The organism is Paraburkholderia sp. BR10936 (genome assembly GCF_040965735.1).
In the GTDB taxonomy this organism is placed as follows: Bacteria; Pseudomonadota; Gammaproteobacteria; order Burkholderiales; family Burkholderiaceae; genus Paraburkholderia; species Paraburkholderia nodosa_A.
The window spans coordinates 256,533-274,103 of record NZ_JBFRCM010000008.1; the positions used below are offsets into that span (position 1 = coordinate 256,533).

Genomic DNA, 17,571 nt, shown 5'->3' on the forward strand with positions numbered 1-17,571 from the left:
CAAGGAGTTAGAAGATGGCAGCTAAAGACGTCGTGTTCGGCGATTCCGCCCGTTCCAAGATGGTTGAAGGCGTGAACATTCTCGCCAACGCAGTGAAGGTCACGCTGGGTCCGAAGGGCCGCAACGTGGTGCTCGAGCGCTCGTTCGGCGGCCCGACGGTCACCAAGGACGGTGTCTCGGTCGCAAAGGAAATCGAGCTCAAGGACAAGCTCCAGAACATGGGCGCGCAAATGGTCAAGGAAGTTGCTTCCAAGACCAGCGACAACGCCGGTGACGGCACGACGACGGCTACGGTTCTGGCCCAGTCGATCGTTCGCGAAGGCATGAAGTACGTCGCATCGGGCATGAACCCGATGGACCTGAAGCGCGGCATCGACAAGGCCGTCGCAGCAGCAATCGAAGAGCTGCGCAAGGTCAGCAAGCCCTGCACGACCAACAAGGAAATCGCTCAAGTCGGCTCGATCTCGGCAAACAGCGACACGTCGATCGGCGACCGTATCGCTGAGGCGATGGACAAGGTCGGCAAGGAAGGCGTCATCACCGTCGAAGACGGCAAGTCGCTGCAAGACGAGCTGGAAGTCGTCGAAGGTATGCAGTTCGACCGCGGCTACCTCTCGCCGTACTTCATCAACAACCCGGACAAGCAAGTCGCCGTGCTGGAAAGCCCGTTCGTCCTGCTGTTCGACAAGAAGATCTCGAACATCCGTGATCTGCTGCCGGTTCTGGAACAAGTCGCGAAGGCTGGCCGTCCGCTGCTGATCATCGCCGAAGACGTCGAAGGCGAAGCGCTCGCAACGCTGGTCGTCAACAACATCCGCGGCATCCTGAAGACCGTCGCCGTCAAGGCTCCGGGCTTCGGCGACCGTCGCAAGGCCATGCTGGAAGACATCGCGATCCTGACCGGCGGTCAAGTCATCGCTGAAGAAACCGGCCTCACGCTCGAAAAGGCAACGCTGGCCGAACTCGGTCAAGCCAAGCGCATCGAAGTGGGCAAGGAAAACACGACGATCATCGACGGCGCAGGCGAAGCCGTGAACATCGAAGCGCGCGTGAAGCAAATCCGCACGCAGATCGAAGAAGCGACGTCGGACTACGACCGTGAAAAGCTGCAAGAGCGCGTTGCCAAGCTGGCAGGCGGCGTGGCAGTGATCAAGGTTGGCGCTGCGACCGAAGTCGAAATGAAGGAAAAGAAGGCACGCGTGGAAGACGCGCTGCACGCAACCCGCGCTGCCGTTGAAGAGGGCATCGTCCCGGGCGGCGGCGTTGCGCTGATCCGTGCACGTACGGCAATCGCCAGCGTGAAGGGCGCCAACGCAGACCAGGACGCCGGTATCAAGATCGTCCTGCGCGCCATGGAAGAGCCGCTGCGCCAGATCGTCACGAACGGCGGCGAAGAAGCTTCGGTCGTCGTGGCAGCAGTTGCTGCTGGTCAAGGCAACTACGGCTACAACGCAGCGACCGGCGAGTACGTCGACATGGTCGAAGCCGGCGTGGTCGACCCGACGAAGGTCACGCGTACCGCACTGCAAAACGCAGCTTCGGTTGCCGGCCTGCTCCTGACGACGGACGCAGCCGTTGCTGAAGTGCCGAAGGAAGATGCTCCGATGCCTGGCGGCATGCCCGGCGGCATGGGCGGCATGGGCATGGACATGTAATCGCGATCCGGAGTTGGTGCTTCAGCGCCTACTCCGGTCCCATGCAGAGCCAGGCTCACGCCGAAATTACATCGAAGTGCAGAAGTGCAGGGGACGCGCCGTGAGGCGTGTGCCCCTAGCCCGAAAAGAAGAGCCCGCAGCGATGCGGGCTTTTTTTCGTCTGTGCGGTTTGCACGCCTGGCCTCCGCGTAGAACGCCAGGCCGTGGTCTTATTGCTTCGCTTCGCCGGGCGACGCTTCGTCGGCGTCCGTGTCGTTGCTGCGCGCCCAGAAAAACCGGTCGGGCAGCCACGCGCCCATCCCCGGCCTGAACGCGTTCTGCACGGCCTGATACACATATTCCTGCGCTTCGCGCACGGCCTCTGGCGGCTCTTGCCCATTGGCAAGCAGCGCGGCGATGGCGGCGCCGAGCGTGTCGGTCACGCCCATCATCGGCTGCGTCGAGCGGTCCCACAGGTCCTGGCGCAACTGGCCATCTTCGCAATAGAGCGTGTTGACCACGCGATGGGTGCCCGTTTCCATCGCCAGGATGTACTCGCAACCGGTGGCGAGCAGGTGCGCAATGGCCGCGTCGACGCTGGGCGCTTCCGCGTCGCCGTCCGGCTGTGCGAGCGCGATCAGCGTGGCAGAGTCCGCCACGAGCAGCGTGGTCTGCGGCACGAGCAGGTCGGCCATCGCTTCACGCAGTTCGTCGGCGGCGAGGACGTGTTCGTCGTCGAGCGTGAAGTCGGGGGCGAGGATGAGCGGCAAGTCGTCATAGTCGGCGACCACCTCGGCGATCGCGCTCACGACCTCGGCGCGCGCGCCCGCGCCGACCTTGAACGCCGCGATGGGCATGTCTTCGAGCAGCATGCGCGCCTGGGTGGCGACGGTTTCCGGGTCGAGCCCAGTCACTTCGTCGCAGCCCGCGGAGTCGCGCACCGTGTAGCCGGTCAGCGCGGTGACGCCGTGGCAACCCATGCTGGCGAGCGTGAGCAGGTCGGCTTGAAGTCCGCCGCCGCCGGTCGGGTCGGAAAGGCCGAAGGTGAGGACGATGGGAGGGGTGTCGCTGGGCATGAACGTGGCGAGATGGATTGGACTTCGGGCGCGGCGTACCGTGCCGTCATAAGCGAATGCTTTAATTATGCGGCTTATCGACGAATCCGGGGGACGGATGGCCCCGGCGCGCGCGAGGATTTCTCCGCGCTGCACGATCCGCTCGCGTCAGCGCATGCTGTTTGATCCCGTGCAGGCCAGTTTTCCTCTTGCTAGGCATGGAAACGGCAACAAGGTACCATCATGGCTCTCGTTTCCCCGATTTTTTTCCGACTGGTTTCGGACTTTTCGACGCGGCATAAGAATGGAATATAGAAGCTGGATGTGCCTGATCTGCGGCTGGATTTACGACGAAGAAGCCGGTTTGCCAGACGAAGGCATTGCCCCCGGCACGCGCTGGGAGGATGTCCCGATCAACTGGACCTGTCCTGAGTGCGGTGCGCGCAAGGAAGACTTCGAGATGGTCCAGATCTGAGCGCGTTGCCCGGATAGCTGGCGATAGCCGGCGCGCAGTCTGGCTGCAGATTCCAGAAGTGTGGCGGGCATGGAGTGCGGTGTCGCAACAGCGGGCACCGTATTTGCGCTTGCCGTCGCGGTTGTCGACGTCAGCGTCGACGCCATTGTCGATTGCCCGCCTGGTCGGCCCGCTAACGTTTTCGGCGCTGCCCTATGAGTCATCCTTCAAGCTCTGATGTGCGGTTCGAAGCGTTGCCGAATCCGCGCGGCGGCACGGTGCCGTTCGCGCACGGCGCGCTCGCCCAGGCGCTGGACGCGCTCGAGGAGCAGCGTGATGTGGCCCGGCCGCTGCGCCAGGCTGCCCGCACGCTGCACGACGCCGGCTGGCTTGCCGCCGCGCGCTTTGCCGATACGCTGCTCCTCGCTTCCCCGCTCGCGCTCGCTGCGCCCGTGCCCGTAGAGCCGCCGCCGGGCTTGCCCGTGCGGCCGCTCCACGCACCCGAGGAAGCGCAGGGCGCTGAATTCCGCGTCCTGTTCAGCGAGGCGCTCAAGGAACTCGTCGCCGCGCTCGAGCGCCGCAATCTGCGCGAGCTGGCGTGCTCGCCCGCGCTTTTTGCGCGGCAGCATGCGCTCGTGGCCGCGCTCGCGGAGCACGTGCCGGGCATCGCGCTCGCCTATGAGGACGTGGCGCTGCAGGGCCGGCCGCTCGCGCCTGCTTCGCTGCATCCGCAGCCAGCCCAACGCTTCGGCCAGGTGCGCGCGCGCTTCGAACAGGCGCTGCTGCATGCGCTGAAATCGCACGTCGGCAACGGCAGCCGTGCGGCCAACGCGCTCGCGCTCGCGGCATTCGACGAGATGGACGCCTGCATGGCCGAGCTATCGAGTCCCGATCCCTACGACTTCTGGCGGCTTGCATCCGCGTGTGGACGTGCGCTGCGACGTGGAGTGGCGTCGTGGGGCGACGAGGGCGTGCGGCGGCTTTACGCGCGCTGCAATCTGCTGATCGGCGAGCACGCGCGCGGCCTGCGCTTCGCGCCGCAAACGCTCGTGCGCTCGACGCTGGCGTTGCTCTGGCGGGACTACGCGCTCTTTGGGGCCGCCGCGGAAGACACCGCGGACGTCGATCTGCTGCACGACTACGGCTTGACCGTGGAATGGCACATTGCCGGCACGCAAGCCTCGGAGGCGCTGTGGGAAGCCGGCAGCGCGCAGGCCGGCGCGCTCGCGGCGCGCGTGGCGCCCACGCGCGAGCTGGGCGCGCTGGTCGTGAACGGCAACGCGTATGAAGATTTTCTGCAGACCGCCGACGCGGCGATGATCGCGCTCGGCACGCACTCGCGCACGCTGACGTTGCGCGGGGCGGGCGCTGCCGCGGAGCCCGCCGACGCGCTGGTCGCGGCCGAAGCGGCGTACCGCATCGGCGCTGCGGCCTGGGCGCTCGGGCTCGGTCATGTCGGCCAGCTCGCAGATGCGCTGGGCCTCGCCTGGCGGCGCACCGCGCATGCGGCAACGCTCGCGGCCCTCGAGGCGCGGGGCGCGCCGTCGATACAGGCGCCCGGCGCCGAGGCAATCGAGCACGCCAGCGAGGCGTTACGCGCCATGCTGCACAAGGTCGCGGCGGGCATCGCCCAGCCCGACGCCACGCCGGCGGTGCGTGCGCTTGGGGCGGCGATCGTCGGCGGCGCGGCGCAAACCGCGGCGCTGCCCGCAGTGCAATCCATTGCGCACTGAATGCACGGGGCGGGCGGATCCACGGCGCGCGTCTTGCTGCCGAGGCACCGGGCACCGGCCTTGCGCCATCGGCCCAGTGCCTTGCAAGGGCACAGCGCGCGCGTGTTAGAGTGAGCCATTCCCTGCAATGCGCAACGCGTAGCGGCCGGCAAAGTGCGAGGCGGCCATCGGGCGCCCGACTTCCGGCCTGGCAGCGCGCCGCCATTGCGCATCGTCTTTGCTAGAATTCAAACCATGTCCAAGAGTACCGATCGCATCAATCTGACCAACCAGTTCCTGATCGCCATGCCGAACATGGCGGACCCAACGTTTTCAGGAACGGTGGTCTACCTTTGCGATCATTCGGAGCGCGGCGCGCTCGGTCTCGTCATCAATCGGCCCACCGACATCGATCTCGAGGCACTCTTTTCCCGCATCGACCTCAAGCTCGAAATCGAGCCGCTCCTGCACGTGCCCGTCTATTTCGGCGGCCCGGTGCAGACCGAGCGCGGCTTCGTGCTGCACGCGCCCGCCGAGGGCACGAGCTATACGTCTTCGATGTCGGTGCCGGGCGGGCTCGAGATGACCACGTCGAAGGATGTGCTCGAAGCCGTTGCCAACGGCAGCGGCCCCGAGCGCTTTCTGCTCACGCTCGGCCATGCCGGTTGGGGCGCGGGTCAGCTAGAAGACGAAATCTCGAAGAACGGCTGGCTCACGGTCGAGGCCGACCCGAAGATCGTGTTCGACGTGCCCGCCGAGGAGCGCTTCGAAGCGGCGCTCGCGCTGCTCGGCATTTCCTCGACGATGCTGTCGGGCGAGGCGGGCCACGCATGAGCGTGGCCGCGGGGCGAGGGGCCGGCGAGGCCACCTTGCTTGCGTTCGATTACGGCGAAAAGCGCATCGGTGTGGCGCTCGGCAATGCGCTCACGCGCCGTGCCCGGGCGCTTACTGTCATTCCCAACAAGAGTCGCGACTACCGCTTCGAAGCGATAGGCGAGTTGCTGCGCGAATGGCAGCCCGATGCGCTCGTGGTCGGCTTGCCGTGCCATCCGGACGGCACGCCGCACATCATGACGCAGCACGCGAAGCGCTTTGGCAACCAGCTCAACGGCCGCTTCGGTCTGCGGGTGGTCTGGGTGGACGAGCGCTATTCGTCTGTCGACGCCGAAGCACAGCTGCGCGAGCGCGGCGAACGCGTCGAACATGTCGACGCCGAAGCGGCCTCCGTGATTCTCCAGCAGTACCTCGACGAACTCCCGCTCTGATTAGCCCGCGAGTTGCCCGATGCGAGTTGCCTGATGACTACTCCCGACGCTGAAGCGCTGTACTTCGCCCTTCTCGACGAGATTCGCGCGGCGTATCACGCCGATGCGTTTGGCGCGCCCGGTGGCGTGGCGATCGTCGGCATTCATAGCGGCGGCGCGTGGATCGCCGAGCGGCTCGCGCAGGACGTCGGGACGCACGAATGGGGCGTGCTCAACGTAGCGCTGCACCGCGACGACTATGCGAAGAAGGGCTTGCACAGCAAGGCGAGCCCAACGGCGCTGCCGTTCGCGGTGGAAGGCCGCCACATCCTGCTCGTCGACGACGTGCTGTACACGGGCCGCACGGTGCGCGCCGCGCTCAACGAACTCTATGACTACGGGCGGCCGGCCTCCGTCGAACTCGCGGTGCTCGCCGAGCGCGGCGGGCGCGAGCTGCCGGTGTCTGCGCGTTTCACCGGCGGCGCAGTGAGCGTCGGCGCACACGAAACGCTCGTACTTGCACACAACCCCGACGGCCGCTTTGCCTTTGAAGTCGAGCAGGGTAGCGGCAGCTGACGCGCGCATCGAATACATTCTGCGGCAGCGACGGCAGACGCACAGGCATGCACGCTGGCCACACGCCGCCCATCACATCCAGGATTCAAGCGATGAACACACAGCCCAGGCCCGCCGCGTCCTCAGCGGACGATACGCGTTTTCGCTACGGCTTCCTCAAGGGCAATCCGCAGCTCACGAAGAACGGCGAGCTCAAACACCTGCTGTCGATCGAGGGCCTGTCGCGCGCGATCCTCACGCATGTGCTCGATACCGCCACGCAGTTCGTGAGCGTGACCGACCGCGACGTGAAGAAGGTGCCGCTGCTGCGCGGCAAGTCGGTGTTCAACCTGTTTTTCGAGAACTCCACGCGCACGCGCACCACGTTCGAGATCGCGGCCACGCGTCTCTCGGCCGATGTGCTCAACCTGAACATCAACGCTTCATCGACGAGCAAGGGCGAGTCGCTGCTCGACACCATCGGCAATCTTTCGGCGATGCACGCCGACATGTTCGTCGTGCGCCACGCGTCAAGCGGCGCGCCGTACCTGATCGCCGAGCACTGCGCGCCGCACGTGCACGTGATCAACGCCGGCGACGGCCGCCACGCGCACCCGACGCAGGGCCTGCTCGACATGTACACGATCCGCCACTACAAGCGCGATTTCACGAACCTGCGCGTGGCGATCGTGGGCGACATCCTGCATTCGCGTGTGGCGCGCTCGGACATCCACGCGCTCACCACGCTCGGCGTGCCCGAGGTGCGCGCCATCGGCCCGCGCACGCTGTTGCCGGGCGGCCTCGAGCAGATGGGCGTGCGCGTGTTTCATAACCTCGACGAAGGCCTGAAGGATGTGGACGTCATCATCATGCTGCGCTTGCAGAACGAGCGCATGAGCGGCGCCCTGCTGCCTTCCGCGCAGGAGTACTTCAAGAGCTGGGGCTTGACGCCCGAGCGGCTCGCGCTTGCCGCGCCCGACGCAATCGTCATGCATCCGGGGCCGATGAATCGCGGCGTGGAGATCGACTCGCAGGTCGCTGACGGCCCGCAGTCGGTGATCCTCGATCAGGTGAGCTTCGGCATTGCGGTGCGCATGGCGGTGATGGGCATCGTCGCCGGTAACAACGATTGAAGCGCTCACGCGGCAAGAACGACAAGGGCAGCAGATGAAGATCCATATTCAAGGCGGCACGCTGATCGATCCGGCAGCCGGGACGGAACAGCAGCGGGACGTGTACATCGAAGCCGGCAAGATCGCGGCGCTTGGCGCGGCGCCCGCGGGCTTCCAGGCGGACCGCACGCTCGACGCGCGCGGCCTCGTGGTCGCGCCTGGTCTCGTCGACCTGAGCGCGCGGCTTCGCGAGCCAGGCTACGAGCACAAGGCGACCCTCGACTCGGAGATGAACGCGGCGCTCGCGGGCGGCGTGACGACCCTCGTGTGCCCGCCCGACACCGACCCCGTGCTCGATGAGGCCGGCCTCGTCGAGATGCTCAAGCATCGTGCGGACAAGCTCGCGCGTGCGCACGTGCATCCGCTGGGTGCGCTCACCGTGGGCCTGAAAGGGCAGGTGATTACCGAGATGGTGTCGCTGACTGAAGCGGGCTGCATCGGCTTCACGCAGGCCGACACGCCGATCGCCGATACCCAGGTCCTCCTGCGCGCGCTGCAGTACGCGAGCACCTATGGCTACGCCGTGTGGTTGCGGCCGCAGGACGCGTACCTCTCGAAGGGCGGCGTGGCCGCGAGCGGCGCGCTGGCTTCGCGCCTCGGCCTCTCCGGCGTGCCGGTGAGCGCGGAGACGATCGCGCTGCATACGCTCTTCGAACTGATGCGCGTGACGGGCGCGCGCGTGCACGTGCAGCATCTTTCGTCGGCGGCGGGCGTGGCGCTCGTGCGCGCCGCGAAGGCCGAGGGCCTGCCCGTGACCTGCGACGTGACGGCCAACCATCTGCATCTGATCGACATGGACATCGGCTATTTCGATCCGCAGTTCCGGCTCGACCCGCCCCTGCGCCAGCAGCGCGATCGCGAGGCGATTCGCACGGGCCTCGCCGATGGCACGATCGACGCGATCTGCTCGCAGCACACGCCCGTGGACGACGACGAAAAGCTGCTGCCCTTCGCTGAAGCGACGCCGGGCGCGACGGGGCTTGAACTGTTCCTCTCGCTCACCGTGAAATGGGCGCAGGACGCGCGCATCCCGCTCGCGAAGGCGCTTGCCCATGTGACATCGGCGCCGGCAGCCGTGATGCAGCGTGACGTGGGGCGGCTCGCCGTGGGCGCGCGCGCGGACCTGTGCGTGTTCGATCCCCATGCGCACTGGCGCGTCGAACCGCGCGCGCTAAAGAGTCAGGGACACAACACGCCGTTCCTCGGCTACGAATTGCCCGCCGTGGTGCGCGCAACGCTCGTGGCGGGGCGCGTTGGCTTCGAGCGGGGGGGCGACGGAGTTGCAAGCGCATGACAGATTTGTGTCACGTAGGTCTGCTAGGATCTCGCGATTCAGCCTATCGTCAAACATGAGCCTCTTCATTCGCAAGACCCGCCTGCTCGCGCATCTGCTGCGCGGCGCCTGCACCGTGGCACTGCGCTTTCCGCGTGCGAGTGCCGATCAGCGCCACGCCATGAACCGCGCGTGGTCCCTCAAGATGCTCGAGCTGTGCGGCCTGAAGCTCGTCGTGCACAACGACGCCGCTCGGCTCGACGCGGGCGCGCTCGTCGTGAGCAACCACATTTCGTGGATCGATATCTACGTGATCAACGCGTGGCGGCCCACGCCGTTCGTCTCGAAGGCCGAGATCCGCAACTGGCCCCTCATTGGCTGGTTCGCGCAGAATCTCGACACGGTGTTCGTCGAGCGTGAGAAGCGCAGCGATGCGAAACGCATCATGCATGAGCTGGCAGCGCGGCTCCAGCGCGGCGAGCTGATGTGCGTGTTTCCCGAAGGCACGACCTCGGATGGCCTCGCGCTCAAGCCGTTTCATTCGAACATGTTCCAGGCGGCGGTGTCGGCTGGGCGACCCGTGCAGCCGCTGTGCATTTTGTATGAGGATGCGCAGGGGAGGCAGTCGGTGGCGCCGGCGTATATCGACGACCTTTCGCTCAAGGATTCGCTCGACGCGATGCTCAAGTCCGGGCCGTTGACCGCTCACGTTTATGTTGGTGAGGCGATCGAAGCGGGAGATGACCGGCGCAAGCTGGCGGCGCGTGCGCAGGAAGCGGTAGGGCAGGCGTTGGAGGCGATGCGGGGTGAGGCGGTGCATGTGCAAGGACCCGGGGCCGTTCAGGTATCGTGACGCCTCGACGCGTTATCGAAAATAAAACATCGAAAGCAGGACAGTCATCATGGATCGCACGGAACTCGGCGCGCGTATCGCGGAGCGCCTCGAAGCAGAACGCGCGCGATTGCGCGAACAGTGGACGCAGACGGCGCCCGTCAACCACTTCCATATCGACGACGTACTTCCGGAGGACGTTGCACGTGCAATTCGCGCGGCCTTTCCCGACACGTCGAAGATGATGCTGCGCAAGAGCTTGCGCGAGCTTAAGTACGTGTCGGCGCAAATGGACGCGCACGCGCCGTTGCTTGAAGAGATCATCTTCGCGTTCCAGATGCCGCGTGTGGTCGAGCTCGTCAAGGAGATCACCGGGCTGCGCTCGCTCCATCCGGATGAGCATCTCTATGCTGGCGGCATCTCGATGATGGGGCCGGGCCACTTTCTCAACCCGCATCTCGACAACTCGCACGACAAGGACCGCGAACGTTATCGCGTGCTGAATCTGCTCTATTACGTTTCGCCGGACTGGTCGCTGGAGAAGGGCGGCAACCTGGAAGTCTGGCCGCAGGGCACGAAAGCCCAGCCCACGACGATCGTGAGCCGCTTCAACCGCCTCGCCGTGATGGTAACCAACCAGCACTCGTGGCATTCGGTGTCGAAGAACGCGAGCACGGAGCAGCGCTGCTGCGTGTCGAACTACTACTTCTCTGATCACCCGGTGGGCGACGCCGAATACTTTCACCCGACCTCGTTTCGGGGGCGACCCGACGAGCCTGTGCGCGACGTCGTGCTTCAGGCCGACGCCGCGGCGCGCGGAATCGTACGCCGCGTCTTTCCCAAAGGTGTGAAGAGCACCACGCACGTGTACAACAAGAAGCGCTGAAGGGACGTGGCGGCGCCAGGTTCAGCCGCTCGTCGCTCGGCAGGTCTCGCACGGCACCTGGGTGAGGAGGCGCTGGGACGGATCGGCGTGGAGGTGCACCGCTGAAAGCTGTTCGCCCCAAACGCAGCCCGAATCGAGCCCAACCACGTTCTTGCGCAGGGTGAGGCCGAGCGCCGCCCAATGGCCGAACACGACCGTAATGTCGGCGGTCTTGCGCCCGGGAACATCGAACCACGGCATATAACCCGGCGGCGCCGAATCGAGGCCGCCGCTCGTGGTGAAGTCCATCGTACCTTCGCGATCGCAAAAACGCATACGAGTGAGCGCGCTGCAGGTCACGCGCAGCCGGTCGATACCCTTCAGGTCCTTCGACCAGCGGTTCGGCTCGTTGCCGTAGAGGCCCGCGAGCGTCTCCTTCCAGTTGTCGCGCCGCAACGCTCTCTCGAGCTCGTGCGCGAGTTCCATCGTGAGATCGACGTCCCATTGGGGCAACACGCCGGCGTGCACCATCAGCATGCCGTTTTCATAGTGTGCGATTGGACGGTGGCGCACCCAGTGCAACAAGTCATCGGCGTCGGGCGCGTTCAGGATGTCGTCGATGGTGTCGCCCTTTTTCGACTTGCGGATGCCCGCCGACACCGAAAGCAGATGCAGGTCGTGATTGCCCAGCACGGCAACGCCGCGCTCGCCGAGAGCGATCACTTCGCGCAGCGTCTCGAGCGATTCGGGTCCGCGATTGATCAGATCGCCCGCAAACCACAGCGGCGTATGAGCAGAGGGCGCAGCCTTGGCGAGCAGTTCGCGAAACGGTGTGAGGCAGCCCTGGAGATCGCCGAAGGCGAGTGGGACTGTAACGGGCGCATGCTTGGTCATTAAATCGGAATCAGTTGCAGTATGGCGCGGGAAGAGAGAATGACGGTATCACAGGAATGGTTTTGCCGCGTGGTGTGAAGAGTAGGTGACGCGAGTGATTAATGCGGCCCGGAGTGACCATCGGAGGTGCTGCGGATTTGTCGCTATCGTACGACAGGCGCAAGCATTAGCCGGAGGCGTATACCTGTGAGAGTGTCGAATCGGAATTTGTCAAGCTGTTTCAAGATGTTAGCGGTATGGTTTTCGCTCTGGCTGGCCTTATAATTGTCGGGGCATAAAATCAGAGCCAGAGTATGCAAGGTGGTTAAAAGGCGCGCATTCACTCGCCAAACGGCCATTTTTACAGCATTCTTTCGGGCACTCTGCGTCCGGGGGCGTCAGGCCAGAGTCGCTATCAAACAGAGCTATAAAGGAGTTCCATGATTCTCGTAACGGGCGGTGCCGGCTTTATCGGCGCCAACTTTGTGCTTGACTGGCTGCGTCAATCGGATGAAGCCGTTCTGAACGTAGACAAGTTGACCTACGCGGGCAATCTCGGAACATTGCAGTCGCTGCAAGGCAATCCGAAACACGTATTCGTGCGTGTGGACATCTGCGACCGTGCGGCGCTGGATGCGCTCTTCGCCGAGCACAAGCCGCGCGCGGTGCTGCATTTCGCCGCAGAAAGTCACGTCGACCGTTCGATTCATGGTCCCGCTGATTTTGTTCAGACGAATGTGGTCGGTACCTTTACGCTGCTCGAAGCGGCGCGCCAGTACTGGAACAGTCTGGCCGAAGCCGACAAAGCCGCATTCCGTTTTCTGCACGTCTCCACCGATGAGGTGTTCGGCTCGCTCTCCGCAACCGACCCGCAGTTCTCGGAAACCACGCCGTACGCGCCCAACAGCCCGTACTCGGCGACCAAGGCTGGCTCGGACCATCTCGTGCGTGCGTACCACCACACGTATGGGCTGCCCACGCTCACCACGAACTGTTCGAATAACTACGGCCCGTACCAGTTCCCCGAAAAGCTCATTCCGCTGATGATTGCCAACGCGCTCGCCGGCAAGCCGCTGCCCGTGTATGGCGACGGCCAGAATGTGCGCGACTGGTTGTATGTGGGCGATCACTGCAGTGCGATTCGCGAAGTGCTCGCGCGGGGCAAAAGCGGCGAAACGTATAACGTCGGCGGCTGGAACGAGAAGAAGAATCTCGAAGTCGTGCATACGCTGTGCGACCTGCTCGACGAACTGCGTCCGAAGGCGACCGGTTCGTACCGCGACCTGATCACCTATGTGACCGATCGGCCCGGCCATGACCGCCGCTACGCGATCGACGCCCGCAAGCTTGAGCGCGAGCTCGGCTGGAAGCCCGCAGAAACCTTCGAAACCGGTCTTGCGAAGACAGTGCGCTGGTATCTCGACAACCAGGCGTGGGCTGACGAAGTTGCTTCGGGCGACTATCGCAAGTGGGTCGAAACGAACTACGCGCAGCGCGCGTAAAGGCGGTAGACATGGCGCGCAAAGGCATTATTCTCGCCGGTGGTTCCGGCACGCGGCTCTATCCGATCACCCATGCGGTTTCGAAGCAGCTGCTGCCGGTGTACGACAAGCCGATGATCTATTACCCGCTGTCAACGCTGATGATCGCGGGTATTCGCGATGTGCTCATCATCTCAACGCCGCAGGACACGCCGCGTTTCGAGTCGATGCTCGGCGACGGCAGCCAGTGGGGCATGAACATCCAGTACGCGGTGCAGCCGTCGCCCGATGGTCTCGCGCAGGCGTTCATCATCGGCAAGGAATTCGTGGGCAACGATCCGTCGGCGCTCATTCTTGGTGACAACATCTTCTACGGTCACGATCTCGCAAAGCAGCTCGAGCGTGCGGACGCACAAGAGTCGGGCGCAACAGTATTTGCCTACCACGTGCACGATCCGGAACGCTATGGCGTGGTCGAGTTCGACAAGGGCTTTCGTGCGCTGTCTATCGAAGAAAAGCCTGCGCAGCCGCGTTCGAATTACGCAGTGACGGGTTTGTACTTCTACGATAACCACGTGTGCGATATCGCAGCCGACATCAAGCCGTCGCCGCGTGGTGAGCTGGAAATTACGGACGTCAATTCGCGCTACCTGAGCGATGGCGCGCTGAACGTCGAGATCATGGGCCGCGGCTATGCGTGGCTCGACACCGGAACGCACGACTCACTGATCGAGGCGGCGACCTTCATCGCGACGCTGCAAAAGCGCCAGGGGCTCGTGGTCGCATGTCCTGAGGAAATTGCGTATCGCCAGTCGTGGATTGACGCGGAGCAACTACAGGCGCTGGCCAAGCCGCTCGCCAAGAACGGCTACGGGAAGTATTTGTTGAACATTCTTATGGATCAGGTCGCATGGCCATCACGGTAACCGCTACGGCACTCCCGGAAGTCAAGATCATCGAGCCGAAGGTGTTCGGCGATGCGCGCGGCTATTTTTACGAGAGCTTTAACGGCCGCGAGTTCGAACAGCTGATTGAGCCGGGTGTCGTGTTCGTGCAAGACAACCATTCGCGCTCGGCGAAGGGTGTGCTGCGTGGCCTGCATTATCAGATCTTGCATGCGCAGGGCAAGCTCGTGCGCGTGGTGGAAGGTGAGGTGTTCGACGTGGCCGTCGACCTACGCCGCAGCTCGCCTAATTTCGGCAAGTGGGTGGGTGTGCACCTCTCGGCCGAGAATCATCGTCAGTTGTGGGTGCCACCCGGGTTTGCGCACGGCTTCGTAGTGATGTCGGAATCCGCGCAGTTCCTTTACAAGACGACCGACTACTGGTTCCCCGAGCACGAGCGCAGTGTAGTGTGGAACGACGCGGATATCGGAATTGAATGGCCGATTGACTTCGAACCGCTGCTGGCGGCCAAGGACGCGGCGGGCAAAAAGCTGGCCGAGGCCGAAGTGTATGCGTGAGGGGACGATGGACAAGCAGCCGACGATTCTCGTCACGGGTGTGAACGGACAGGTGGGCTACGAGCTGCTGCGCAGTCTGCAGGGGCTGGGTCGCGTCGTGGGTCGCGACCGCTCGGCGCTCGATCTCGACGACCCCGATGCGATTCGCCGCGTCGTGCGCGAGGTGAAGCCGACGATCATCGTCAATCCGGCCGCCTACACGGCGGTAGACAAGGCCGAAAGCGATGTGGACGCAGCGACGCGCCTGAACGTGCAGGCGCCGCGCGTACTCGCAGAAGAAGCAAAGCGCCTGGGCGCTGCACTCGTCCACTATTCGACCGATTACGTTTTCGATGGAACGAAAGATTCGCCTTATGTCGAGTCCGATACGGTGAATCCGCAGAACGTCTATGGCCGCACGAAGCTGGAAGGTGAGCAGGCGATCGCGGCAAGCGGCTGCGATCATCTGATCCTACGCACGAGCTGGGTATATGGCACGCGTGGAAAGAACTTCTTGCTGACGATGTTGAAGCTAGGCGCGGAGCGTGAAGAGTTGAGCGTAGTGGCCGATCAGATCGGCGCGCCGACGTGGTCGCGAACGATTGCGACGACGACCGCGCACGTGCTCGCACAGGCCGCCAGGGTCGACGATCGCGGTCAGTGGTGGGCACAACAAACCGGTGTTTATCATCTGACCGCCGGCGGCGCGACTTCGTGGCATGGATTTGCCGAAGCGATTTTCGAATTGTCATCTCTCGCGAAGCGTCCGGTCGTGAAGCCAATTCCGGCGTCGTCCTATCCGACGCCGGCGAAGCGTCCGGCCAACTCCCGGATTTCCAACGACAAGTTCGCTGCGGCGTTTGGGGTACGGGCACCGGACTGGCGAGAAGCATTGGCGCTGTGCGTGCAGTAAGGACAGGGCGCGCATGACGTGCCCGTGCGGCGAATCCTTTTTTCCGAAGTCTATGTCCGTAATCGAAAGTGTATTGGTGAAATCGAAGTTGGAATCCATGCTGCCCTCAGTTTCGCGTGAGCGGCTAGCGGGGGCTTCCGTGCTGGTCGTCGGCGACGTGATGCTCGACCGCTACTGGTTCGGCGACGTCAGCCGTATTTCTCCAGAGGCGCCTGTTCCGGTCGTGCACGTGCAGCGCAGTGAGGAGCGTCTGGGCGGCGCGGCAAATGTTGCCTGTAATATTGCGGGATTGGGCGCCGACGCCGCGCTCCTGTGCGTGGTGGGTGTCGATGAGCCCGGTGAGCGGCTCATGACTCTGCTCAGTGAAAGCAATGTGAAGGCATACGCCGAGCGCGACCGTTCGATCTCGACGATCATCAAGCTGCGCGTCATTTCCCGGCAGCAGCAACTCTTGCGCGTCGATTTCGAGGAAACGCCCACGAAGGAGATCTTGCTGGCCAGCCTTGCGCGTTTTGACGCGTTGGTCGGAGACGCACGCATCATTCTGCTCTCCGACTACGCAAAGGGTGGCCTGACGCACGTCTCAAGCATGATCGCAACCGCGCGTCGGCTCGGGAAGCGGGTGTTGATCGACCCGAAGGGTGCGGACTGGCAACGGTATCGCGGCGCGAGCCTGATCACCCCGAATCGCGCCGAACTTCGCGAGGTAATTGGCGCGTGGTCGTCCGAAGCCGACCTGACGTCTCGCGTTGCGCAACTGCGAAAATCGCTCGACATCGACAGCCTCCTACTCACACGGTCCGAGGAGGGCATGACGCTCTTCACGGATCACGATCCGGTGCACGTCCCCACGGCGGCTCGCGAAGTCTACGATGTCTCTGGCGCTGGCGATACAGTTATCGGCACTGTCGCGGCCATGTTGGGCGCAGGCGTGCCGCTGCTCGACGCTGTTGACTATGCGAATCGTGCGGCGGGAGTGGTCGTTGGCCGGGTCGGGACCTCGCCCATCTCTTACGAAGAATTGTTCGTAAACGAAGTCGCGGCCTGACCGCTTCATCACTGGACGACTCAAGAAATACTATGACCCTCATCGTCACCGGCGCGGCCGGCTTCATCGGCAGCAACATCGTCAAGGCGCTGAACGAACGCGGCGAAGACCGCATCATCGCCGTCGACAATCTCACCCGCGCGGACAAGTTCAGGAATCTCGTCGATTGCGAGATCGACGACTACATCGACAAGACCGAGTTCGTCGAGCGCTTTGCGCGCGGCGATTTCGGCGACGTGCGCGCGGTGTTCCACGAAGGCGCCTGTTCGGACACGATGGAAACCGACGGCCGCTACATGATGGACAACAACTTCCGCTATAGCCGCGCCGTGCTCGACACGTGCCTCGCGCAGCGCGTGCAGTTTCTGTATGCGTCGTCGGCGGCGATTTACGGCGGCTCGACGCGCTTCGTCGAAGAGCGCGAAGTGGAAGCGCCGCTGAACGTGTACGGCTATTCGAAGTTCCTGTTCGACCAGGTGATCCGCCGCGTGCTGCCCACGGCGCAAAGCCAGATTGCGGGCTTTCGCTACTTCAACGTGTACGGTGCGCGCGAAACACACAAGGCGCGCATGGCGTCGGTTGCGTTCCACAACTTCAACCAGTTCCGCGCCGAAGGCCGCGTGAAGCTGTTCGGCGAATACAACGGTTATGCGCCTGGCGAGCAGACGCGCGACTTCGTCTCCGTCGAGGACGTGGTGAAGGTGAACCTGTTCTTTTTCGATCATCCGGAGAAGACGGGCATCTTCAATCTGGGCAGCGGCCGCGCCCAGCCGTTCAACGACATCGCCACGACCGTGGTGAACACGCTGCGTGCGATGGAAGGCAAGCCTGCGCTCTCGCTCGCGGAGCAGGTCAAGGAAGGGCTGATCGAGTACATCCCGTTCCCGGACGCGTTGCGCGGCAAGTATCAGTGCTTCACGCAGGCGGACCAGTCGAAGCTGCGCGCGGCGGGCTACGACGCGCCGTTCCTGACGGTGCAGGAAGGCGTGGATCGTTACGTACGTTGGCTGGCGAAGTAA

Annotated in this window: 18 protein-coding genes; 16 read left to right on the plus strand and 2 right to left on the minus strand. The window is 64.0% G+C overall.

Features of this window, described 5'->3' with window-relative positions; all coding sequences use genetic code 11:
* Positions 1-14: 14 nt before the first annotated feature.
* Positions 15-1,655, plus strand: a complete 1,641-nt coding sequence (groL, locus tag AB4Y36_RS19100) for a chaperonin GroEL (RefSeq protein ID WP_042262253.1) — start codon at positions 15-17, stop codon at positions 1,653-1,655.
* Positions 1,656-1,864: 209 nt separating this feature from the next.
* On the opposite strand, the gene AB4Y36_RS19105 is transcribed toward groL, so the two are convergent.
* Entirely contained in the window at positions 1,865-2,710 is an 846-nt protein-coding gene (locus AB4Y36_RS19105) for a hydroxymethylpyrimidine/phosphomethylpyrimidine kinase (RefSeq protein WP_069267691.1), read from the minus strand.
* 283 nt (positions 2,711-2,993) lie between these two features.
* On the opposite strand from AB4Y36_RS19105, the gene AB4Y36_RS19110 reads away from it, so the two are divergent.
* The 9 genes from AB4Y36_RS19110 to AB4Y36_RS19150 all read left to right on the plus strand — a co-directional run bounded on the left by AB4Y36_RS19110 (position 2,994) and on the right by AB4Y36_RS19150 (position 10,817).
* The gene (locus tag AB4Y36_RS19110) at positions 2,994-3,164 is read left to right on the plus strand and encodes a rubredoxin (protein ID WP_008342674.1); all 171 of its coding nucleotides are present in this window, start codon (positions 2,994-2,996) and stop codon (positions 3,162-3,164) included.
* Positions 3,165-3,358: 194 nt separating this feature from the next.
* Entirely contained in the window at positions 3,359-4,876 is a 1,518-nt protein-coding gene (locus AB4Y36_RS19115; protein WP_368683820.1) for a hypothetical protein, read from the plus strand.
* Positions 4,877-5,110: 234 nt separating this feature from the next.
* Positions 5,111-5,689, plus strand: a complete 579-nt coding sequence (locus tag AB4Y36_RS19120; protein WP_028202127.1) for a YqgE/AlgH family protein — start codon at positions 5,111-5,113, stop codon at positions 5,687-5,689.
* Positions 5,686-6,120, plus strand: coding sequence for a Holliday junction resolvase RuvX (ruvX, locus tag AB4Y36_RS19125; RefSeq protein WP_342947778.1), 435 nt, complete (start codon positions 5,686-5,688; stop codon positions 6,118-6,120). Before AB4Y36_RS19120 ends, ruvX begins: the two co-directional genes overlap by 4 nt.
* A 33-nt stretch (positions 6,121-6,153) precedes the next feature.
* A complete protein-coding gene (pyrR, locus tag AB4Y36_RS19130) occupies positions 6,154-6,675 on the plus strand; it encodes a bifunctional pyr operon transcriptional regulator/uracil phosphoribosyltransferase PyrR (RefSeq protein ID WP_368683821.1) in 522 nt (173 codons plus the stop codon).
* A 92-nt stretch (positions 6,676-6,767) separates the two neighbouring features.
* Positions 6,768-7,787 carry an aspartate carbamoyltransferase catalytic subunit gene (locus AB4Y36_RS19135; RefSeq protein ID WP_368683822.1) on the plus strand — a complete coding sequence of 340 codons (1,020 nt, stop codon included), beginning with the start codon at positions 6,768-6,770 and terminating at the stop codon, positions 7,785-7,787.
* A gap of 34 nt (positions 7,788-7,821) precedes the next feature.
* Positions 7,822-9,120 (plus strand): dihydroorotase, encoded by a 1,299-nt coding sequence (locus AB4Y36_RS19140; RefSeq protein ID WP_368683823.1) that lies wholly within the window; start codon positions 7,822-7,824, stop codon positions 9,118-9,120.
* A 55-nt stretch (positions 9,121-9,175) separates the two neighbouring features.
* Complete coding sequence (locus AB4Y36_RS19145; RefSeq protein ID WP_368683824.1) at positions 9,176-9,952, plus strand: lysophospholipid acyltransferase family protein; 777 nt, start codon at positions 9,176-9,178, stop codon at positions 9,950-9,952.
* Positions 9,953-10,001: 49 nt separating this feature from the next.
* Positions 10,002-10,817 (plus strand): 2OG-Fe(II) oxygenase, encoded by an 816-nt coding sequence (locus AB4Y36_RS19150; protein WP_368683825.1) that lies wholly within the window; start codon positions 10,002-10,004, stop codon positions 10,815-10,817.
* Between the two features lie 21 nt (positions 10,818-10,838).
* On the opposite strand, the gene AB4Y36_RS19155 is transcribed toward AB4Y36_RS19150, so the two are convergent.
* Positions 10,839-11,690, minus strand: coding sequence for a symmetrical bis(5'-nucleosyl)-tetraphosphatase (locus AB4Y36_RS19155; protein WP_368683826.1), 852 nt, complete (start codon positions 11,688-11,690; stop codon positions 10,839-10,841).
* 419 nt (positions 11,691-12,109) lie between these two features.
* On the opposite strand from AB4Y36_RS19155, the gene rfbB reads away from it, so the two are divergent.
* From rfbB to rfaD, 6 genes are all read left to right on the plus strand, one after another.
* A complete protein-coding gene (rfbB, locus tag AB4Y36_RS19160; protein WP_368683827.1) occupies positions 12,110-13,171 on the plus strand; it encodes a dTDP-glucose 4,6-dehydratase in 1,062 nt (353 codons plus the stop codon).
* Between the two features lie 11 nt (positions 13,172-13,182).
* Positions 13,183-14,076, plus strand: a complete 894-nt coding sequence (gene rfbA, locus AB4Y36_RS19165) for a glucose-1-phosphate thymidylyltransferase RfbA (protein WP_368603894.1) — start codon at positions 13,183-13,185, stop codon at positions 14,074-14,076.
* On the plus strand, positions 14,061-14,612 hold the full coding sequence (gene rfbC / locus AB4Y36_RS19170; protein ID WP_368683828.1) for a dTDP-4-dehydrorhamnose 3,5-epimerase: 552 nt from the start codon (positions 14,061-14,063) through the stop codon (positions 14,610-14,612). The genes rfbA and rfbC overlap by 16 nt, the downstream gene beginning before the upstream one ends.
* The gene (gene rfbD / locus AB4Y36_RS19175) at positions 14,605-15,504 is read left to right on the plus strand and encodes a dTDP-4-dehydrorhamnose reductase (protein ID WP_368603892.1); all 900 of its coding nucleotides are present in this window, start codon (positions 14,605-14,607) and stop codon (positions 15,502-15,504) included. Before rfbC ends, rfbD begins: the two co-directional genes overlap by 8 nt.
* A 97-nt stretch (positions 15,505-15,601) precedes the next feature.
* Positions 15,602-16,552: a D-glycero-beta-D-manno-heptose-7-phosphate kinase gene (gene rfaE1 / locus AB4Y36_RS19180; RefSeq protein ID WP_368683854.1), complete on the plus strand. Its 951-nt coding sequence runs from the start codon at positions 15,602-15,604 to the stop codon at positions 16,550-16,552.
* Positions 16,553-16,584: 32 nt separating this feature from the next.
* The gene (gene rfaD, locus AB4Y36_RS19185; RefSeq protein ID WP_368683829.1) at positions 16,585-17,571 is read left to right on the plus strand and encodes an ADP-glyceromanno-heptose 6-epimerase; all 987 of its coding nucleotides are present in this window, start codon (positions 16,585-16,587) and stop codon (positions 17,569-17,571) included.